This is a genomic window from Rheinheimera sp. 4Y26, from assembly GCF_025245835.1.
In the GTDB taxonomy this organism is placed as follows: domain Bacteria; phylum Pseudomonadota; class Gammaproteobacteria; order Enterobacterales; family Alteromonadaceae; genus Pararheinheimera.
Genome location: NZ_JAOBWS010000012.1, coordinates 1 through 21,886 on the forward strand (window position 1 = coordinate 1; position 21,886 = coordinate 21,886).

The window sequence follows — 21,886 nt, forward strand, 5'->3', positions numbered from 1 at the left end:
CGTCCTTAGCTCAGTTGGTTAGAGCACCACCTTGACATGGTGGGGGTCGGTGGTTCGAGTCCACTAGGACGCACCAAAATCTCGCACCCTTTCATTTATTCCAAATCAATATTTTTTATTTTCAAACATTTACCGTTCAAAATTTAGCTTGCAACGCCAAACGAACTAAATTGTGTTTTGTCGCAAAATAACTCTAAAAGCCGGTGACAGGCTTTACAACCAAAAAGCTACCTTGTCGGGCGCATGCTAATATGCAAATTTGCATCTCATCACAAAGTCGCTGCACCTGACCGCTGTTAATGTTGCAGATGCTCAATAACGGCATTTTGTCGACACCATCAGGCTGTTGGTATTGTCCGTTTCACTGTAAACAGAGTTGTGTCCGGCATGGGCACCATAAATGATCTTCTATCTTCGGTATCGGACACACAATCTTTGCAATGGCGTCCCTGGAAAAGGACTCTTTCAGGTGAATAAGTGGCGTTCTTATAATTATTTACCGACCGCGATCTCAGTGCTTTGGCTTGTGAAGCTGCATACGTTTCATTAAATACTTACAGCTCTCAAGAATCAAAAGAAGGCCAACACCTAAACTCAGCGCCAGCAGCATGTCGCTCAAGCGCATAGCGCCGAACATTAAAAGCTGTTGCGCCTGAGGCAATATCAGCACCAGAGCCGTGACACTGCCGACCGCCGCAAGCACATAGCGCAGCGCTTTGTTTTTGCGGAAAAAGGCATCGCGCAGTGAGGCCTGAAAAGAGCGGTTGACCAAAATCAGCGCGATGAGCTGAGCAATCAAACCAAAAAACACCAGTGCCCGCACTTCATGCCCAGCTGCACCGGCTGCGTTTTTGAACAGAAAAACTGCCGCCAGCATGGCAAACGCAATAGTGCCCTGTAGCAGACTCCAGACCAGCATGGCCGGCGAAAACATCGATTCAGCCGGATCACGCGGCGGACGGTCCATCACATCATCCTCCGGACGTTCGGCTTCAAATACCAGCGCACAAACCGGATCTATTACCATTTCCAGCAAAGCGATATGAATAGGTCCCAGCAACATGGGCAAACCAAAAAATAATGGCAACAGGGCTAAGCCGGCAATAGGCACATGCACTGCGAGGATAAAAGCCATGGCCTTGCGGATATTGTCGTAAATCCGCCGCCCCAGCCGGGCCGACTGCACAATGGCAGAAAAGTCATCGTTGAGCAGCACCAACGCTGAGGCCTCCCGCGCCACATCGGTGCCCCGGCCGCCCATGGCAACACCGATATGCGCTGCTTTTAGTGATGGCGCGTCATTGACCCCATCACCTGTCATGGCAACCACCTCACCACTGGCTTTAAATGCCTGCACTATACGCAGTTTTTGCTGTGGCATTATGCGTGCGAATACTGTGACCGTTTTTAACAACGCTGCCAATTGGCGCTCGTCAAGCGCATTCAGCTCATCTCCGGTGAGTACCCGGCCTTGTTCGATCCCTGCTTGTGAAGCAATGGATTGCGCCGTAGCGGCATAGTCACCGGTAATCATCACTACACGGATCCCGGCACGCCGACATTCGGCAATGGCCGCCGGCACAGTCTCGCGGATCGGATCAGCAAAGCCAACCAGCCCCGACAGGCTGTAGTGATAATCCAGTTGCGACTCTGCCCATTGTTGATCGGCAGCTGTTGCGGTGGCGACCGCCAGCACTCTGATGCCCTGGCTTGCCATCTGCTCTACAGCGTGCAGAACCTTTTGCGCGGCATCGCCGGACAACCTGCACAAACGGATAATGGCTTCCGGCGCGCCCTTGGCGCAGATGTTCAACAGCCCGCCTTCCAGCCAGATATTGGACATAGCAGCGAGCTCTGGCCTCAGTCCATAACTGTAAACAGGCTTCGTATTCAGCCGGCTAACCCCGTCAGCTAAGCCGCCGGAGCCGGAAAAAGCAGCGTGGGTCTTGTGCAGTGCCATCTCCATCGGATCGGAAGGATGCACAGCGCTGGCCAGAGTCGCAGTTTTAATCAGAACCTGATAATGCAGAGGTACAACAGTTGCCTGCTCCAGTGTCAGGCTTTCACCCGACGGCAACCAGACTTGCGCCAGTGCCATACGGTTTTGTGTCAATGTGCCGGTTTTGTCGGTACAAAGGACAGTGGCTGAGCCCAGGGTTTCAATTGCAGCGGCGCGACGGGTCAACACTCCGGCTTTGCCAATACGCCAGGCACCCATTGCCATAAATACCGCCAACACCACAGGGAATTCTTCCGGCAATAACGACATACCAATAGCAATGCCGGCTAGCACAGCTTCGAGCCACTCACCGCGGATCAGACCGTACAGCAGCACCACCAGAGCTGCCGCCAAAGCACCAGCCGCCCCAAACCAGAGCACGATCCGGCTGATTTCACTGCGCAGACGGGGCGCCTGCACATCCAATGCCGACAACGATTGGCCTATCTTGCCGATTTCAGTACGGGCGCCTGTGGCCAGAACGCGGGCCAGCGCACTACCACGCACCACAAGTGAGCCGGAATAGACATAAGGCTGGCCTTCGCCGCCGGGGTTATGCGCTGTTGTTGTGCCTGTATCTTTCTCCAAAGTGGCAACCACTTTACCGACCGGCATCGACTCTCCGGTCAGTAAGGATTCGTCCACTTGCAGGTCGGAGGACTGAATTAATATGGCATCCGCGGCAATCCGATCGCCTTCTTCCAGCACCAGCAGATCTTCACGCACCACCTCGCGCCCGGCAATCCGCTGCCGCACACCGTCGCGGATCACCTGCGCCCTGGGCGAAGATAAGTCGCGTAATGCCTCCAATACACGTTCGGAACGGCTTTCCTGTAGCACAGTGATCACAACTGAGAAACTGGCAAAAATCAGCAAAATAACAGCTTCGGTCAGATCGCCCAGCAACAGATAAACAAGCCCACCGGCCAGCAGCAGTATAAACATCGGTTCACGCAACACCTCAAGCACAATGCGAAACAGCGGACGCTTGCCGGCTTGAGGCAGCTCATTTGGTCCTTCCAGCCGTAAACGGCGACTGGCCGTTGCAGTGCTAAGCCCATGGTTAAGGCTCTGTGGCATCTCGTGGTTGTCTGGCATCAGTTACAAGTCCTTCGTCAGTGCAATGACCCATAGTGACGGGTTAACACAAAGATTTTTATTGTTGTTTATTGATGCTTGATCTTTTTATCCCTGCAAGCATCTGGCAGCCGGATCACTAGATCGGAATTCGTTTTGTCATGCTGCAACAACTGAAATCCAGCCATTGCATAAATGACACCGACTATGCCTGAGATAACAGATTCCCTGTGCAGCGAATGATGGAATTTTGTCGCAGCCTGAGCGACTAAGCCCCTCACCACTCTGATGTGAACCCCAAGCCCTTATAACAAGATGACGAATTTATCAGAGTCATGCAAATGGACAGCCTGTTTGAACTCTGTTTTATGAACATCAAAAGCCAGACTAATTTGTTTACTCGCATATCGCTACTGAAAAACCCGGGTAAGCTTTAGGTATTTGCGATTGAAACGGTTGGAAAGTCAGACAACATAAATCGAAGAAATAGACACCACAGCTTATTGCTCTTTACCTATTTGATAATTTGTTATTTCACTACTTAACTACTTGGTTGTTGTAGTGAAGTGTCCTGACAACGATGTTTCGCCGATAAGCCGAAGCGCAGTTGCAGTGAAGCAGGTATTCGGAGGTTATCTGCCCTCATTCAGCCTGAGACTGTCACGGCTGCAATACATCGGGTGAGAATATGCAAATTGATAAAAATGTAACTGAGGTAAAGCGATACTGTTCGGCTTTAGAACTCAAAGACATACAGTTAGCTTGTAACACTTTTGTCATGCAAACGCGTTTAACTATTTGAGTTGAAATAAGTATTTATAAGCTCTGGAGTCTTGATGGACGTATCCGTCGTCATTCCTGCCAAAAATGAGCAGGACAATATTTATCCCCTGGTGGCAGAAATTGTTGCGGTATTAACCGGCAAGGTTAAATTCGAAATTATTTATATTGATGATGGCAGTACTGATCAAACTTACCCGACATTAACAACCCTTGCTGCTGGCCCCTTCCCACAAATCCGGGTGATCCGCCATCACCAATCGGCAGGCCAAAGCACCGCTATCTGGAGCGGCGTACATCATGCCCACGGCCGTTGGATTGTGACCATGGACGCCGATGGTCAGAACGACCCGGCTGATATTCCACTCATGGTGCAACGAGCACAACAATTTAGTGCAGATCAGCATTTTTGTATTGCCGGTTACCGTAAAAGCCGCAAAGACACAACATGGAAGCGCTGGCAGTCAAAAATTGCCAATGCAGTACGCCGCAGGCTGTTACATGACGAAACACCGGATACCGGCTGTGGCCTTAAGTTAATGCCGCGCGAAACTTTTGTATTATTGCCCTATTTTGACCATATGCATCGTTATCTGCCTGCCCTGGTAAGGCGTTTGGGTGGCAAAATTGTGACTGTGGAAGTTAATCATCGTCATCGTCAGTTTGGCGTGTCTAACTACAATATGTGGGGCCGGCTAAAGGTGGGATTAGTCGATATCCTGGGTGTGATGTGGCTGCAACGCCGCTCAAAACTGGTTCAGTTAAGTCAGGATGATGAATAACAATAGCCAGCGGGCACTGCTGAACATTGCCGGTCGGTTATTGCTGCTGGCGCTGACGTGCATGCTGTTGAGCGTACTGGTGCAAAAATTACCCAATTTTGCCAACTTTAACCAACAGTGGATGGACAGCCAGACCCGCGACAACGGTTGGCATGGCGTACTGAATTATCTGCTGGCTGTCACTTTGTTACTCAGTCTTGGCTTACCCCGACAATTGGCGGCGTTTTTGGCTGGCTACGCCTTTGGTTTTTTGCAAGGGTTGCTGTTATCAATGTTGGCGGTAACCATGAGTTGTCTGTGCACCGTCGCTCTGGCGAGGTTATTCGCCCGTCCTTTGGCCCGATTGTTCTTCGCCAAAAGAGTGAACCAACTCGACGCATTTTTATATCAGCACACCTTTACAAAAGCCATTGTGCTGCGCTTGCTGCCCGTTGGGAACAACTTGCTGACGAACATCGTGGCAGGAATGAGCTCAACCGGGATCAAACCTTTTGTTTTGGGATCTGTTGTCGGTTATTTGCCGCAGATGATGATATTCGCCTTGATGGGCAAAGGCGTGATGCTGCAATCTGGCTGGAAAATTGGCTTAAGCCTGGCCTTATTTGCCATCTCGAGTTTGCTCAGCTGGTATCTGTATCAGCAGTATCGCGCCACTCAACCATTATTGCCCCCGGATGAACCTGCAGCTGCCGGAGAACAAAGTCGATGAGCCCGGCCATTTTTCAGCATCTGACATCCTGGTACCAACAAAAATCGCCCCAACAACAGCTGTGGCTATTTTTGGCGTTTGCCGCGTTCATTATTTTAACCGGCCTGGGTTTACGTGACCCCTGGCCGGCCGATGAGCCCCGTTTTGCGCTGATTGCCAAAGAAATGGTCGAAAGCGGTCAGTGGTTTTTCCCCAGGCGTGCCGGTGAATATTACCCTGATAAACCGCCCATTTTTATGTGGTCTATTGCACTGTTTTATCAGTTGACCGGCTCACTCAAGCTGGCATTTTTGCTGCCATCAGCGCTCGCCGCATTGTTCACTTTATTTTTAGTGGTGGATTTGGCGGCAAGGTTATGGACTCCGCGTATTGGTCTCACAGCCGGTTGGTTGTTACTTTTTAGCCTGCAGTTCACTTTACAGGCCAAAACGGCGCAAATTGACGCCATGGTGTGCTGTTTTATTACTGCCGGTTGTTATGGCCTGCTGCGTTTTATGCTCTACGACGGCTTGTGGCGTTGGTATTACCTGGCCTGGTTTGCGATGGGTCTTGGCGTGATTACCAAAGGAGTTGGCTTTTTACCTGCACTGATGCTGCTCCCTTTTATCTGGTATCGCTTCGCCGGGCAGGCCACAACAGCCATCAAACCCGCTGCTGGCAATAGCTGGCGCTGGCTGCTTGGTCCTGTGCTGATGCTGCTGGCTATTGGCAGCTGGTTTTTTCCGATGCTAGTCCAGGTTGCGCAAAGCCAGGACCCTCTGTTACTGCAATACCGCGACAATATCTTATGGAAGCAAACCATTACCCGCTATGCCGACGCCTGGCACCACATAAAGCCGTTTTGGTATTACCTGATAGAGGTCATTCCGCTATTCTGGTTACCGCTGAGTCTGGCATTACCCTGGTTATTACCGCATTGGCGCCAAGCAGTGAAACAGAATGATGGCCGGGTCATACTGCCACTGTGCTGGATTGTTCTGGTGTTGATATTTTTTGCTGCGAGCCCTGGTAAACGTGGGGTTTATATCTTACCTGCGCTGCCGATGCTGGCGTTCATTGCTGCACCTTATGCTGAAGCCTTGTTACAGCGCCAGAGCTTCAATCGTTGGTTATGGGGTTTGGTTGCTCTGCTATCCGTATTATTCAGTGTATTGGGTTTGGCCGGTATTTTAGACCTGAAAGCCGTGACCAGACTGGCGGATAAATTTGAGGTAACCCCCTGGTTTTTTCTTTTAACGCTCGGATTTATCGGGATTGCGCTCCTCAGCTTGACCCGACGCAACAAAACCTGGCTCAGCTGGCCATTATTTCTCAGTGTATTCTGGCTGCTTTACAGCACCTGGGGCTATCGGATGCTTGCCGATGTAAAAACACCAAAACAAATCTATCAGGCGATGCAAAAGGTGCTGCCTGCAGACACAGAACTTGTACTGGTCGATTTTGCCGAGCAATTTGTGTTGTTTTCGCCTTATCCGGTGACTCATTTTGGCTTTCACAGCGCGATAACAGCGCAAATTGGTGCAGCCTATCGATGGCAAGCGTTTCATCCGAAGGCTGTGGTGCTGACGAAAAAACATTTACTGGATGGACAATGTTTTGACCCAGCCAAAGCTGTGCACCTGGGTTTTGCCCACAGGGTTGATTGGGTGCTGTTGACACAACAAGCAAGATTAGCGGACTGCCCAACCGCGAACACAAAGTTACACGATTTCCATTATCCATCTGCACCCGTCGCAATACGACCATAAATATGTGGTTTACAACTGAGCTGATGTCATTGGCCGCAATATACCGCTCAGTCTGCCTGCGCATTCAATCTTATTAATTAGTTACAACTCCGGAACCAGAGAAGGTGAAAGCAGCGTGATATAAAGCGCGTCCTGTCGAACCGGACATTCTTCGGATCATCCCTGGCTCTGTATAAAAACAAACATTTGCCATGTGCTTTAATGAATATTACTGAGCGAAATTACCAATTTGTCATATGCAGCTGCTCTGCTGCCGAAGTTTATATACCTCCTTTTCAAGGGGAAAAATCCAGAGTCCAACCTCTATAAAAGAGCAGACAGCCCCTTGTATCAGGCAAAATCAAAGGGCCGAAATTGTGTTTGCGGCTAAAGAACCTGTTTTTATGACGAAAGAAACTGTGTTTACGATAAGATAAGCTGTGTTTATGTTTAAAACCCAGCACATTACGCCTTGCAACTGCCAAAGTAGCAAGCCCCTTCCCATGATGTTTGTTTTAACATCACCAAAAAAACCGGCACCAGGCGGCTTAGTAAACACCACAACCTCAACGTAAAAACTGCTGCACCGCCTTGTTAAAAGCTTCAGGTGTATCAATTGTGATCATGAGCATCCGGATGGGCGGACAATCTTTTGATTTAAAGGCTTTCGGCAAAATAACTACCGCGTCGATGAAGAAGAAAAAATCAGTTATATCAAGAAAGAATTGTAGTTCTCGCGACATGGGAATAGCGCACAACTGACGTGGCTTTTTGTGGCTGATAGCAGAGCTATCGATGGCAAACAAGTTAATGAATTTCTTTCGCCAGCTTTAACATCTGAGCGCTCAGGTGAAACCCCTGCTCACGGGCCAGGGTCAGGTTCACCCGGAATGAAATGCGGTTGGGCTCGGCTATCAGGCCAAAATGGGCACCTTTTCGGAACAGTTCAGCACCTTCAACCACCGTTAACAGACCCTTTTGCCGCAGCAGCGCATGCCACTTCGGCTTTTTCGCCAGGCTATCGCTCATATAAAGCACTGAGCAGGCGCTGCTGTCTTTCACCGAGGATAATAACTTGCTACTGTCGTTGCTTTGTTTAAGCAAGGCCTGTAATGCGCTGGCCACTTCTTTATCGCCTGCCACACAATACAGCTGTGCCGAAGGGGCATGTTGCGACCACTGGCTAAACTGCACAAAACGGTATAACAACGCCGCCTTGAGTTCAGCTTCGGCGCTGCAAGCACTTTGTGGCAATAAAGCACCAAGGCAGGCACCAAAGAGCACCAGCTGTTGTGCTTTCATCGGAATAAGTTCCAGCGTAATGCCAGTTCAACGCTACGGCCGGGCTGACCTAACAACACACCGCTGGCGAGCGGCACATCCACATATTGATGGTCAAACAGGTTCTTGACGCCAAACATCACCGACAAGTCATTGTTGCCCTGCCAGGACAACATCAGGTCGTGCCTGGCAAAACCTGCCAGTTGGCCCCGCACACTTTGCCTGGGTGACGCCGCAAAAAGCCGCCAGTTCAGCTCAAGTGCTTCAGTCCAGAGTGGCTGGCTCAAATGCGCTTTAAATAACCGCTCTGGCGCATTGGTTAAATCGGCGCTGTTAAAATCGTAGCGGGAGCGCTGTACACTGGCCGAAAGCTGCAGCTGCGCCCCCTGTGGCCAGCGTTTGGTGGCCGTACTTTCAACCCCAATCGCTTTAACCTCCGGGTCGTTATAAAACTGCAGTACAGCGGTCTGACCCACACTGCTGGTGATCATATTTTCAACGCTGGAATGATAGAGTGTGGCAGACAAAGCCCAGCCGGCTGCAAACTGGCGCTGCCAGCTTGCCTCCAGTGTGCGGATAAGCTCTGATACCGGCATGCCGGCCTGAAAAAACTTATTGGTTTCCTGTTCATATTCATTCGGCGCCCGAAACGCCGTGCCGTAACTTAATTTCAGGCTTTGCTCAGCCGAACTTTGCCAGACCCAACCCACTTTAGGGCTCAGCTCCCGCACATTTTGCGCTGTATAGTCATAACGAAAACCAGTGATCAGCCGATGCTCACTCAGTAGCTGCCAGTCGTGTTGCAGATACAAGCCGGCTCTGTTGTTACTGCTATTGGCATCAAGCAGCGGCACCACACCATCAATACTCAGACGGTAACTCTGGTGATGGTCTTTTTGCGCATCTACGCCCAGCAGTAAATGGCTTTGGGCATTGGGCTGATAACTCAAACGTAAATCCAGATTGGTCCATTTGCCACGCACGGCAAAATCGTAGTTATTCTGTTTTGTAGGCCCCGATAAAAAAGGTGTCAGCGCACGGTAATAAGCGCTGTTGGTTGACAAATGACTGTACAGTTCCAGCTCATCAGTCAGGCTGAGTCCATGCTGCAGCGCAATAAAATAATTACGGTTTTCATCACGGGTGATGCCGGTCACAGCAGTCGGAGACTGCAGAGACACCGGCTCTTCGCGCACTCTGTCGATGGCGCCCAGCATCAGATGCAAACGCCGGTAGCGGTAACTGCCGGAAATTTTGTCTGTGTGATCAAGATTATTGTTTTTTTGCTGCCAGAGCAGTGGTGTGGCCTGTTTGTCCGGAAAATCAATATGGCGTCTGTCGCCTTTACTGAGCGCCAGCCAGCCTTCGTGGCCGCTGTCGTCCCGCAGTCCATAAGATAATGAAAAAGTGTTATGGTGCTGGTTGTCGCCGGTAAGCGCCAGTTGTGCGCCCTGCAACTGATTGCCTCTTTTGGTAATGATATTCACCACCCCCAAAAACGCATTATTGCCATATAAAGCCGAGCCACTGCCCGGGCTATATTCCACCCGTTCAATCAGCTGGGTGTCGATAAAAAAATCGCTGCCGATAATGCCGGCATCATAGATATTGTCATTTAACCTGGTGCCATCGAGCAAAAACAACAATCTTGAGTTGTAGTCACCGGGCCGCCCTATGCCCCTGGCGGTCAGATAACCAAAACTGCTGTCGGTACTGACATAAAGCCCTGGCATTAAACTTAAAATTTCCCCCAGGTTACGCAGGCCAAACCGCTTGATTTCATCGTCGGTGACCAGATAAGTCACCTGCGGCGACTGGCCGGCATTTTGCTGATAGCGGGCTGAAGTCGAGACTTCAATCTGCGATGCATCCACATTGGTTTTTTGCTGCAGCAGCTCCTCCAGGCTGGGTAGCTGCTGAGCTTCGCAAGTCGTACTCAACAGCCAAAGCGTGCAGAGCTTAAGGAGCCTGATAGATCTGATAGCCATTTTTTCCTGCCCGTTTTGCTCTGTACATGGCTTCATCCGCCAGCTGTAATAAAGTTGCGACATCGTTGCTGTGCTCCGGGCACAGCGCCACACCGATACTTAAACCGACCGGCATCGGTGTGTTTTTGATCAGCAAAGGCGCGCGGACTTGTGCAAGCAACCGCTCGCACAGCTGTGAGGTTTGCGAGACTGTCACCTGTTTTGGCAGCAGCAGCGCAAATTCATCCCCTCCCAACCGGCATAAGTGATCGTCCGATCGGATCACCGCCAAAATACGTTTGCTCACTTCCACCAGCACCGCATCACCTGCATCATGGCCAAAGTTGTCGTTCACATATTTAAAATTGTCTAAATCGATAAACAACAGCGCCGATTTATGGCCAAACTGCACACTGTCGGTGACCATCTGATGTAACAACTGGCCAAAATAATGCCGGTTTGGTAAAGCGGTCAGGCTGTCGTATAACGCCAGATGTTCAAGCTCGGCGCCGCGCTCTGACTCCTGCTGCAGCTGAACACTGAGTTCTGACTGCCAGATTTCCGCCCTTTTTAATAACTCATTAAAACCCTGCGTCAGACTGCCGATTTCATCGTTATTTACCACAGGCGCACGCAAAGAAAAATTACGCTCAGCGGCTACCCGCTCCGCCAACGCTGCAAGCTCCACCAAAGGTGATAACGCCTGCTTTTGTAATTTCACCAATAACCGGGCAGCCAGCAGATAAATCAGCAACATCAGCACCGACATCACCAGCAATCCCTGGATAAACCAGTTCATCAGCTGATGCAAAGACTCACTGATATAAAGCACACCTTCAACTTTGTCTTTAACCAGCACAGGCGTGCTGATTTTGATCTGCAGCCCCTGATAACCGCGCTCTGTGGTCAGGGCCAAAGTGTCCGACGTAAATTCTGCCACTGCCACACCAGGCACAGACGCAAACAACTTGCCCTGACTGTCGTACAAAGCAATAGCGGTGAGCGCGCGCTGATTGGCCAATAAGGTTAACTCACGCCTGGCTTCGACCGGGTCATTAAATACCAGCATGGCCGATACGTTACGTGCCAGCTGTACAGCGGCCAGTTCAGCTGCACTGCCCTGACGATCGCGTGCTGTCAGCCATAACACAGCGGCAATCAGCACAAAGCTCAGTACCATACTGACCAGCAGCACGGTCAGATTCTGGCGGGTGATTTTTTTAACCAGCGAATAGCGGGGTCTGACTGTAGTCAAAAGAGCCTCGTTGCGGACAATAAGCCGAAATGCCTTGTTTCCATTAAAGAAAACATTCAGATATTCAGAAGATTAGAAGCTTCGTTGTTAATTTGCAAAAAGCACTGTGGCTTTTTTCACCGCAGCCTCTTTTGCAAACTTTTGCCAAAAGGCAACAAAAATAAAAACACAGCAGAGCGGTATTACCCTGCTGTGTTTTTTTGTGTTGCACTGTTTTGCACTTTGTTGCGCTATGCTGCGCAGCCGGATTTCTGTATCAGGCGCCGGCAGCTTTTACCCTGTGTTACTTTAAGTCAAAACGGTCGGCGTTCATTACTTTGTGCCAGGCTTTGACAAAGTCGTGCACAAATTTTTGTTTACCATCATTTTGGGCGTACACCTCGGCATAAGCCCTTAAGATGGAATTGGAGCCAAACACCAGATCAACCCGGGTGGCTGTAAATTTCACTGCACCGGATTTACGATCAATCAGCTGATAACAGTTTTTGCCTGTTGGTTTCCAGCTGTACGCCATATCGGTCAGGGTGACAAAAAAGTCATTGCTGAGTACACCAACTTTGTTGGTAAAAACACCATGAGCACTGCCACCATGGTTGGTACCCAGCACACGCATACCACCGAGCAGCACTGTCATTTCACGGGCGGTCAGCCCCATCAGCTGGGCGCGGTCGAGCATCAGCTCTTCCGGCATCACGGCATAATCCTGTTTTAGCCAGTTACGAAACGCATCATGCACAGGCTCCAGCACGGCAAAAGATTCGACATCGGTTTGTGCCTGAGTTGCATCACCCCGGCCCGGTGTAAAAGGCACCACCACGGGCACACCGGCCGCTTTGGCCGCCTGCTCCACAGCTGCTGCGCCGCCCAGCACTATTAAATCTGCCAGACTGATTTTTTTACCAAGGCCAGCCTGCAATGTGCTCAGCGCATTCAGCACCTTCTGCAACCGTGCCGGTTCATTGCCCACCCAGTCTTTTTGTGGTGCCAGCCGGATGCGGGCACCATTGGCACCACCACGGTGGTCGGAGCCACGATAAGTGCGGGCGCTGTCCCAGGCAGTCGCCACCAGCTCAGACACTGTTAAACCTGTTGAGAGAATTTTTGTTTTTAAATCAGCAATTTCGGCATCTGTTAAACAATAATCCACGGCTGGTACCGGGTCTTGCCAGATCAGGTCTTCTTTGGGCACATCAGTGCCTAAATAACGGCTTTTTGGCCCCAAATCACGGTGGGTTAACTTAAACCAGGCGCGGGCAAAGACTTCGGAAAAATACGCCGGATCGGCATAAAACTTCTCAGAAATTTTGCGATAGTCCGGGTCAATTTTCAGCGCCATATCGGCATCTGTCATCATTGGCATCACGCGGATGGATGCGTCTTCAACATCCACTGGCTTATCCTGCTCTTTTATATTCACAGGCTCATACTGCCAGGCACCGGCCGGGCTTTTGGTCAGTTGCCAGTCGTAGCTGAGCAGCAGATAAAAATAACCGTTGTCCCATTTGGTTGGCTCTGTGGTCCAGGCGCCTTCAATACCACTGGTGACAGTGTCGCGCCCTATGCCACGGCTTTGGTGGTTCATCCAGCCAAAACCCTGTTCATGAATATCAGCACCTTCAGGTGCCGGGCCTAAGTTGGCGGCATTGCCATTACCGTGCGCTTTACCTACAGTGTGACCACCGGCCGTCAGCGCCACAGTTTCTTCATCGTTCATTGCCATCCGGGCAAAAGTTTCCCGCATATCTTTGGCGGTTTTCAGTGGGTCGGGTTTGCCGTCCACCCCTTCCGGATTCACATAAATCAGGCCCATCATCACAGCTGCCAAGGGGTTGGCAAGTTCCCGCTCTCCGCTGTAACGGCTGTTTTCACCACCTGAAGGCTCCAGCCACTGCCGCTCAGAGCCCCAGTAAATGTCTTTTTCCGGATGCCAGATATCTTCACGGCCGCCGCCAAAACCGAAGGTTTTTAACCCCATTGATTCATAAGCCATATTGCCGGCCAGAATCATTAAATCGGCCCAGGATAATTTGTTGCCATATTTTTGTTTAATGGGCCACAACAACCGCCGTGCTTTGTCGAGGTTGCCGTTGTCGGGCCAGCTGTTCAGCGGCGCAAAACGCTGGTTGCCTGTGCCGGCGCCACCGCGGCCATCGGCGATACGGTAAGTGCCGGCGCTGTGCCAGGCCATCCGGATCATTAAACCACCATAATGGCCCCAGTCTGCCGGCCACCAATCCTGGCTTTGTGTCATCAGCGCTTTTAAATCGGTTTTAACGGCTTCGAGATCCAAAGACAAAAATGCTTCTTTGTAATTAAAACCCTCATCCATCGGATTGGTTTTGCGGTCGTGCTGGTGCAGGATGTCGAGATTCAGTGATTTTGGCCACCACAGCGCTGTCGCTTGTGTGCCATGACCGGCGCTGGTATTGGCGCCATGCATCACAGGGCATTGGCCTTTGTTGGTTGTGTTGTTGTCCATAAAAATGTCCTTTGCTTCAGATAAATCATTAAGTGGAAAAAAGATGTCTTTAAAGGTAGACCCTAATTCCAATTTTCTAAATCAACTTTATTAACTGAAATCAATCGATTTTATTGATAAGAATCCTGCTACGAAGCAACTGTCGCTGACAAAGACTGACCAGCGTTGTCCAGCACCTCAACCTGTACCTTAATGCCCTGACGCACACTTTGAGTGACCACACAAAAGTCTTCAAATTGTGCAAGAGCACGTTCAAGATGGGGTATAGCATCCACGCTGTTGCCAAGTTGTAAGCTGACGTTTATTAGCGCGATTCGCCAGCGCCCTTGCTGCCGCTCCAATGTGCCTGTGACTTCAGCACTGACTTTGCCCGGATCTTCTTTAAACTTGCGAATGGCAAACATCAGACTGGCGGCCAGACAATTGGCCACGCTGGCCGCTAATAACCGCGCCGGATTTGGTCCTTCGCCAAGCCCCAGCGGCGCCGGCTCATCGCTGAACAACTGACCCATATCACCAAAATCAACCAGAAACTTATAACCTTCCACCAGACTTAACTGTACCGAAAATTGTGGATTGTCTTGCTGCTCAGCCATGCCGGCCTCCGTTTTTGTTGGCAACAACCTTGTGTGCATAAAAAAATAACGTATTCACCTTAGGCTGATGTGCCTTACTTCTCAACAAAACGCCCCGGTATTTTGCTGTTGCCTGATACTTTTGCTTGATATTGATCAATGACTTAGTATTTAGTTGCCGCTTTTATTAGCGGCAATACGATGGAAACAAACCACAGGAGCACCTATGCAGCCTATCGACATTCAATTTCTTGGTGCCGCCCGGCAAGTCACAGGCTCCTGCCATCTGGTGCGTTTTCAAAACTTACAAATATTGCTCGATTGTGGCCTGCAACAGGGCGGCGATGAGCTGATAAAAACCGAAGATTTCCGGTTTGAGTTTGACCCTAAAGCCATTGATCTGCTGATTTTGTCCCACACTCATATCGACCACAGCGGATTATTGCCGGTATTGGTAGCGCGGGGCTTTTCCGGCCCCATTTATTGCAGCAGTGGCACGGCATTGGCACTGCCGGTGCTGCTTAAAGACTCGGTCAGTCTGTATTTACGTGAGCTTGAACAGAAAAATAAAAAACGCCGCCGTCAGGCCCTGCCTCAACTGGCTGCACAAATGAGTTTTGCTGATGTGGAAGCTGTGCTGGATCTGCTTAAACCCCTCTCGTATTTAAGCCTTGAACAAATAGCACCTGGCGTGACGCTCGAGCTGCGTGATGCCGGTCATATTCTGGGTTCTGCCATCCTGCTGCTTAATTTTACCGATGGCCAGGAGTGCAAAAGGCTGGTGTTTTCCGGCGATTTGGGCAATCCGGCCACAGTGCTGATGGTCAATCCGGCGTTGGTTGAAAGTGCCGATCTGGTGCTACTGGAAGGGACTTATGGTGATCATAATCACCCGGGCAGCGAAGCTGTGCTGGATGAGCTGGCCGCAGTGCTCGAACAGGCGGCGCAAGATGGCGGTAATGTGTTTATTCCGGCTTTTGCGCTTGGCCGTTCGCAGGAGGTGTTGTATTACCTGGCAAAATTGCATTATCAAAAGCGCCTGGTGCAACAACAGATCTTTCTCGACAGCCCCATGGCCATTGAAATTCTGAAGTTATATCAGTGGTGTTTTGATGCGCTGGATGAAGCAGACCTCAAAGCTATTGGTTATCAACCCGGCATGGCACTGCAACAATTACTGCCGATGTTAACCTTAAGCGCCAGCCCCGAGGCATCGATGGCGATTAACCAGATTGAGTCCGGCGCTATTGTGATAGCAGGTAGTGGCATGTGTAACGGCGGCCGTATTCTGCACCACTTTAAACACAATCTGTGGAAGAGCAACAGCCATGTGATTTTTGTTGGTTTTCAGGCTGCGGGCAGCCTTGGCCGGATGATAGTGGACGGTGTCAGCAAACTTAAAATTTATGGTGAAGAGATTGCGGTCAAGGCAAAAATTCATCAGTTAAGCGGTTTATCAGCACACGCAGGCCAGGACGACTTACTGGCCTGGGCCAGCCATATACAGGGCTCACCACAGTTTTATCTGGTGCATGGTGAGCTGCCGGCACTGGAGGTTTTGCAGCAGAAACTGGAGCAGCTGGGCGTAAAAGCTCAGATCCCGTCACGCCTGGACAGGATCTGTTTTTAACCTGAGTGAGCTTATCAGCGCCACAAAGCCGGGAGCATGCTGCAAAAGCTTGTGTTACATATGCCCAATCAGCTCACGCTGTGCCATCAGGCCGGCTATTTCAGGTAAACAGGCAGGATCGTCTATGGTAGAGGGCACAGTGTAACTTTGACCTGCTGCAATTTGCCGCAGCAACTTGCGTAAAATTTTACCGGAGCGGGTTTTGGGTAACCTTGATACCAGCATGGCTTTTTTGAAGCAGGCCACAGCACCAATGTCACGGCGCACCATGGTAGTAAGCTCCGCTTCAAGTTCAGCCTCACTGATGCTGACGCCATTTTTCAGCAGCACCAGCGCCAGCGGTTGCTGGCCTTTAATGGCGTCATAAATACCAATGACACAACATTCCGCCACAGCAGGATGAGACGCAACAATTTGCTCCATCTCACCGGTGGATAATCTGTGGCCCGCTACATTAATGACATCGTCGGTGCGGCCCATCACAAATAAATATCCGTCTTCATCGAGATATCCGCCATCGCCGCTGGCGTAATAACCGGCAAAAGTCTGCAGATAACCCTCGACAAAACGCTCGTCATTGCCCCAGATGGTGGTTAAACATCCGGGCGGCAGCGGCAGTTTTAGCGCTATATAACCCTGCTGATTGGCAGCAAGGCTCTGGCCGCTGTCATCGAGCACTTGCAGCGTAAAACCCGGCACCGGCACTGTGGCTGAACCTGCTTTGGCCGGTAATAATTCCACACCGGCCAGATTAGCGCTGATAGCCCAGCCGGTTTCGGTTTGCCACCAGTGGTCGATCACCGGCTTACCAATTTTGTCCTGCACCCAATGAAAAGTTGCAGGGTCAAGCCGCTCACCGGCCATAAAAATATATTGAAGAGCCGATAAATCATATTGCTGCAATAACGCATCGGGGTCTTCTTTGCGGATAGCACGAAAGGCGGTTGGCGCAGCAAACAAAACTTTGACGTTATATTCAGCGCAAAGCCGCCAGAAAGCGCCGGCGTCGGGCGTAAATACCGGTTTGCCTTCATAAAGCACTGTGGTGCAGCCGGCGATTAATGGCCCGTACACTATATAAGAATGCCCCACTACCCAGCCCACATCTGAGGCTGCAAAAAACACATCACCAGCCTGACAGTTATAAATCGCCTGCATGCTGTACTGAAGCGCCACCGCATGGCCACCGTTATCCCGCACTACCCCTTTGGGTTTACCTGTAGTGCCTGAGGTGTACAGAATATACAAAGGATCCGTGGCGGCTACCGGCACACAGGCTGCCGGTGTTGCCTGCGCAAGCTGTTGCAGCCAATCCAGGTCGCGCCCGGGCAGCATAGAAGCCTGAAGCTGCTCACGCTGATAAATCACACAACAAGGCACCTGGTGGCTCGAAAGCTCAAGTGCCTCGTCCAAAAGCGGTTTGTAGGCAATAAGCCGGTTAATTTCAATACCACAGGACGCGCTGACAATCAGTTTGGGGCTGGCATCATCAATACGAAGCGCCAGCTCGTGCGCGGAGAAACCTCCAAATACCACAGAATGCACTGCACCGAGGCGCGCCACCGCCAGCATCGCAATCACCGCCTGCGGGATCATCGGCATGTAAATCACTACCCTATCACCCTTGCCCACACCATTGGCTTTAAGCACTCCGGCAAATAGCGCCACCTGCTCAGTGAGTTCAGCATAACTAAAACGTTGTTTAGTACCGGTAACAGCGGAGTCGTAAATCAGTGCGGTTTGGTCGACCCTGCCCTGGGTCAGATGATAATCCAGCGCCAGATAACAGCTATTGAGTTCACCATCGGCAAACCATTGATAGTGATATTCATCTTGTTGCGTCAGAATTTGACCGGGTGTTTTGTACCAATCAAGCTTTGCCGCCTGAGCCGCCCAGAAGCTGACAGGATCGGCACTGGCTTGTTGGTACAAGGCTTGATAACCAGAAGTGGATGCTTGTGACATGATGCGGGCCTTATTCTCGCTTTGATAACTTAATGTAGCGAAAAAAAGCCATCAACGAACTTAGACTTAAGGTGCATAGACTTTAGTCGCAACCAAAACACACCCTAACCGGCGCTACTGAGCAAATAAAAGCAGCAAGGTGTATTTTGCCTTTTATTTATAAACAGGATAAATTAACTGTAACTTCATACAGTATTTTTATCATGATTTTATATATCGCCGAAAAACCCAGCCTTGGCCGTGCCATTGCTGCAGTCTTGCCCAAACCCCATAAAAATGGCGATGGTTTTATTGAGCTCGGCAATGGTGATGTGGTCAGCTGGTGTATCGGCCATTTGCTCGAACAAGCCGAGCCTGAAGTGTATAACCCTGACTTTAAAAAATGGCAGTTGCAACATTTACCAATAGTACCGCAGGTGTGGCAACTTAAAGCGCGCGCCAGCAGCGCCAAGCAACTTTCGGTGCTGAAAAAGTTAATTAAGCAGGCCGATGTGCTGGTGCACGCCGGCGATCCGGACCGCGAAGGCCAGCTGCTGGTGGATGAAGTGATTGCTTATTGTGGCGTCAAAGGTGACAAACTAAAGCAAAGCAAGCGCTTACTGATCAACGATTTAAACCCTTCAGCCATTTTACGGGCTTTACAAAACCAAAAAGCCAACCATGATTTTGTGCCGCTGGCCACCTCAGCGCTGGCGCGCAGCAGAGCCGACTGGTTGTATGGGTTGAATATGACCCGCGCTTATACCTTACAAGGCCAGAAAGCCGGTTTTCAGGGGGTATTGTCGGTTGGACGGGTGCAAACGCCGGTATTGGGTTTGGTGGTACGCCGCGACCATGAGATTGCCAATTTTATCTCCCGGCCTTTTTATCAGGTGCTGGCCCATATGCGAGGTGCAGAAAACGACAACAGCATAGCTTTTGTAGCCAAATGGCTGCCAAGTGCCGCCTGTGAACCTTATCAGGACGAAGAAGGCCGGGTGCTGCACCCTGGCCTTGCCCAAAAAGTAGCACGCAGCATCTCAGCGCAACCTGCGCTGGTAACTAAGCTGGAGCAAAAAAACAAAAAACAATATGCGCCCTTGCCTTATAACTTGTCGGCTTTGCAAATAGATGCGGCAAAAAAATATGGCATGGCAGCGCAGCAGGTGCTGGATTTAACCCAGCAACTGTACGAGAAATATCAGCTGGTGACTTACCCAAGGTCGGATTGCCGTTATTTACCCAAAGAGCAATTAGCTGCAGTGCCCGCCATCAGCCGCGCTTTAAGCAATCACAACCATCAATTGGCACAGATGGTGGCACAGGCCGATTTTTCGCTGGTGAGTAAAGCCTGGGATGACAAAGAAGTTGGCGCGCACCATGCCATTATTCCCACAGAAAAAGCGGTAGACGCCAGCCGTTTAAGCGCTGATTTACAGAAAATTTATGGCCTGATAGCCCGGCAATATTTATTACAGTTTTACCCGCCTTATTGTTACGGCGAAACCACAGTGGAGTTGACGATTTGCGGTGGACTGTTTCGCACTATTGCCAAAACAGAACAACAACAAGGCTGGAAACAATGGTTTGGCAAACACAGTGAAGCGACAACTGCCACTAAAAATGCTGCTGAACACACACCAAACACCGGTGCACAGCAGAACGCAGAGCCAGACCAGCTGTTGCCACCGCTCACATTAGGCCAGCAGCTATTTTGCGCCCGTGGTGAAGTGATTGAAAAACATACCCAGCCGCCGGAACATTTTACTGATGCCACATTGCTCGCCGCTATGACCGGCATCAGCCGTTTTGTCGAAGACCCGGCTATTAAACAGATTCTGCGCGACACTGATGGCCTTGGCACCGAAGCCACCCGCGCCGGTATTATTGAGCTGCTGTTTAAACGTGGTTTTTTACAACGTCAGGGCAAACAAATTCTCTCAACAGCAACAGGCAAAAGCCTGATAGCAGCGCTGCCCCAGAGCGCCACTAAACCCGATATGACGGCACAGTGGGAAGCTGCACTTTTAAAAATCAGCCAAAAAGAGCTGAGTTATCAGGCTTTTATGCAACCACTGCTCGACACGCTACACGACTTAATCAGCAATGCACAACATGCCAAACCTGAAGGTTTACCCACAGATCTCAAACCAAAATGGCAAAAGAGCACCAGCCGCAGCCCTGTAGCAGGCGTTGGCCGTAAGCCCGCCCCAGCCAAACCAGGCAGATACAAAAAACGACCGCAAACAAATACCGGTAAAAACGCATAACGATGTCTGACTGTGTTGGCATTGCCATGCTAACCCCAGCGGGCTTCGGCCTCAGAGCTGCTCAGTCTTTCTGGTACCAAAGCACTATTTTTCTCGTACCAAAGCACTGTTTCTCGTACCAAAGCACTGTTTCTAGTACGAAAGCACTATTGCCAGCAGCATTAAAGTTACGCATTGTCGTTAGTAACTGGATCATCAGCTGTTTTTACTGAGGTACTGGCCTCGTAGCTCCCCGGTAAAACAGATAAACCCGCTCTGCCTTTTTCTCTTTGGAGTTGTTATGAAAGCATCTGGCTCTATTTGTCATCACCACGGGCTCACTGAGCGTAAAACAGCCCAAGGTACTTCGCCGCGCCACGCACTGCGACTTTTAGTGTCCTTGCTGGCAGCTTCTTTTGTGACAACCTCTGTTGTGGCAGCGAACCCAGCTGTTGCGGCAGAACAGGCAGCAAGTCGGGCAAAGCTGCCAAAGCTGGTTTTGGACAAAAACATCACGGTGTCGGGTTTATCCTCAGGTGGTTATATGGCAGCGCAGTTTCATCTGGCGTATTCCAGCGAAGTGCAAGGTGCAGCTATTGTGGCGGCTGGCCCGGTATATTGTGCGGCTAATAGTCTGCAAACCGCTTTTGCCCATTGTTTAAACCAACCAAACAGCACGCCGGATTTAACGGCTGCCAAGGCTTATTTAGAAGCGCAGCAGCAAACAGGCGGCATTGATGCCCTTGAAAATCTGGCCGATGACAAAGTCTGGTTATTTCATGGCAGCAAAGACACAACAGTTGCCGCGCCGGTCAGTGACGCCTTAGCAGCCCAATACCAATCATTACTGCCGAAAAACAATGTGGTTTACATCAAAGATAAGCCTTTTGCCCATCATTTCCCGACCAATCACCAGAATGGTACGGATTGCACAGCCTCCACAGCGCCTTTTATCGGCAACTGCGGATATGACGCGGCCGGTGCGCTGCTCAGCCATTTATTGCCCGGTTTAAAACCCCGCAGCGATAAAGCATCAGGCCAGCTGCTGGAACTTGACCAGGTTGGCTTAGCGCCCAAAGCCAAAGGCCAGCTTGGCGCGACCGGTTATTTGTATCTGCCGCAAAGCTGCAGTCAGGGTCAAAGCTGTCGTTTACATGTGAGTTTTCATGGCTGTAAACAATATGCCGGTGCTGTGGGTGATGTTTATGCCCGTTTAACCGGCCTGAATGAATATGCCGACAGCAACCAGCTGGTGGTGTTTTATCCGCAGGCTGATCAAAGTGTCATGAATCCAAACGGTTGCTGGGACTGGTGGGGTTACAGCGGCGAGCACTATGCCACTAAAAATGGTGCTCAGATGCAGGCGGTGAAACAGCTGGTAGATGTGTTACAAGGACGGCGTTAAGCCGTCCCTGCACCAAAGAAGTTTCCG

General features: G+C 50.5%; 13 protein-coding genes and 1 pseudogene. 6 read left to right on the forward strand and 8 right to left on the reverse strand.

Annotated features, from left to right (window positions below):
• Positions 1–511 precede the first annotated feature (511 nt).
• Complete coding sequence (locus N3Z11_RS14355) at positions 512–3,097, reverse strand: cation-translocating P-type ATPase (RefSeq protein WP_260657888.1); 2,586 nt, start codon at positions 3,095–3,097, stop codon at positions 512–514.
• A gap of 815 nt (positions 3,098–3,912) precedes the next feature.
• Between N3Z11_RS14355 and N3Z11_RS14360 the strand changes: the two genes are divergently transcribed.
• Genes N3Z11_RS14360 through N3Z11_RS14370 form a run of 3 tightly spaced genes read left to right on the forward strand, consistent with a single transcriptional unit; the run spans position 3,913 to position 7,095 of the window.
• On the forward strand, positions 3,913–4,638 hold the full coding sequence (locus N3Z11_RS14360) for a glycosyltransferase family 2 protein (RefSeq protein WP_260657889.1): 726 nt from the start codon (positions 3,913–3,915) through the stop codon (positions 4,636–4,638).
• Positions 4,631–5,347 (forward strand): TVP38/TMEM64 family protein, encoded by a 717-nt coding sequence (locus N3Z11_RS14365; protein ID WP_260657890.1) that lies wholly within the window; start codon positions 4,631–4,633, stop codon positions 5,345–5,347. Before N3Z11_RS14360 ends, N3Z11_RS14365 begins: the two co-directional genes overlap by 8 nt.
• Positions 5,344–7,095 carry an ArnT family glycosyltransferase gene (locus N3Z11_RS14370; protein WP_260657891.1) on the forward strand — a complete coding sequence of 584 codons (1,752 nt, stop codon included), beginning with the start codon at positions 5,344–5,346 and terminating at the stop codon, positions 7,093–7,095. Before N3Z11_RS14365 ends, N3Z11_RS14370 begins: the two co-directional genes overlap by 4 nt.
• A gap of 545 nt (positions 7,096–7,640) precedes the next feature.
• Here N3Z11_RS14370 and N3Z11_RS14375 read toward each other — a convergent pair.
• The 6 genes from N3Z11_RS14375 to N3Z11_RS14400 form a co-directional block, all read right to left on the reverse strand.
• Positions 7,641–7,880 (reverse strand): hypothetical protein, encoded by a 240-nt coding sequence (locus tag N3Z11_RS14375; RefSeq protein WP_260657892.1) that lies wholly within the window; start codon positions 7,878–7,880, stop codon positions 7,641–7,643.
• Position 7,881: 1 nt separating this feature from the next.
• The gene (locus N3Z11_RS14380; protein ID WP_260657893.1) at positions 7,882–8,376 is read right to left on the reverse strand and encodes a YfiR family protein; all 495 of its coding nucleotides are present in this window, start codon (positions 8,374–8,376) and stop codon (positions 7,882–7,884) included.
• A complete protein-coding gene (locus tag N3Z11_RS14385) occupies positions 8,373–10,295 on the reverse strand; it encodes a TonB-dependent receptor plug domain-containing protein (protein WP_260657894.1) in 1,923 nt (640 codons plus the stop codon). Before N3Z11_RS14385 ends, N3Z11_RS14380 begins: the two co-directional genes overlap by 4 nt.
• 19 nt (positions 10,296–10,314) lie before the next feature.
• Positions 10,315–11,577 (reverse strand): sensor domain-containing diguanylate cyclase, encoded by a 1,263-nt coding sequence (locus tag N3Z11_RS14390; protein ID WP_260657895.1) that lies wholly within the window; start codon positions 11,575–11,577, stop codon positions 10,315–10,317.
• Between the two features lie 283 nt (positions 11,578–11,860).
• A complete protein-coding gene (gene katG / locus N3Z11_RS14395) occupies positions 11,861–14,056 on the reverse strand; it encodes a catalase/peroxidase HPI (RefSeq protein WP_260657896.1) in 2,196 nt (731 codons plus the stop codon).
• Positions 14,057–14,184: 128 nt separating this feature from the next.
• Entirely contained in the window at positions 14,185–14,652 is a 468-nt protein-coding gene (locus N3Z11_RS14400) for an OsmC family protein (protein ID WP_260657897.1), read from the reverse strand.
• Between the two features lie 205 nt (positions 14,653–14,857).
• Between N3Z11_RS14400 and N3Z11_RS14405 the strand changes: the two genes are divergently transcribed.
• Positions 14,858–16,261, forward strand: a complete 1,404-nt coding sequence (locus N3Z11_RS14405) for an MBL fold metallo-hydrolase RNA specificity domain-containing protein (RefSeq protein ID WP_260657898.1) — start codon at positions 14,858–14,860, stop codon at positions 16,259–16,261.
• A 54-nt stretch (positions 16,262–16,315) separates the two neighbouring features.
• On the opposite strand, the pseudogene N3Z11_RS14410 reads toward N3Z11_RS14405, so the two are convergent.
• Positions 16,316–18,238: pseudogene (locus tag N3Z11_RS14410) on the reverse strand (propionyl-CoA synthetase); the annotation flags it as partial.
• 191 nt (positions 18,239–18,429) lie between these two features.
• Here N3Z11_RS14410 and N3Z11_RS14415 point away from each other — a divergent pair.
• Both N3Z11_RS14415 and N3Z11_RS14420 read left to right on the forward strand, forming a co-directional pair.
• Complete coding sequence (locus tag N3Z11_RS14415; protein WP_260657899.1) at positions 18,430–20,475, forward strand: DNA topoisomerase III; 2,046 nt, start codon at positions 18,430–18,432, stop codon at positions 20,473–20,475.
• A 523-nt stretch (positions 20,476–20,998) separates the two neighbouring features.
• Positions 20,999–21,859, forward strand: coding sequence for a PHB depolymerase family esterase (locus N3Z11_RS14420; RefSeq protein ID WP_260657900.1), 861 nt, complete (start codon positions 20,999–21,001; stop codon positions 21,857–21,859).
• Positions 21,860–21,886: the final 27 nt, after the last annotated feature.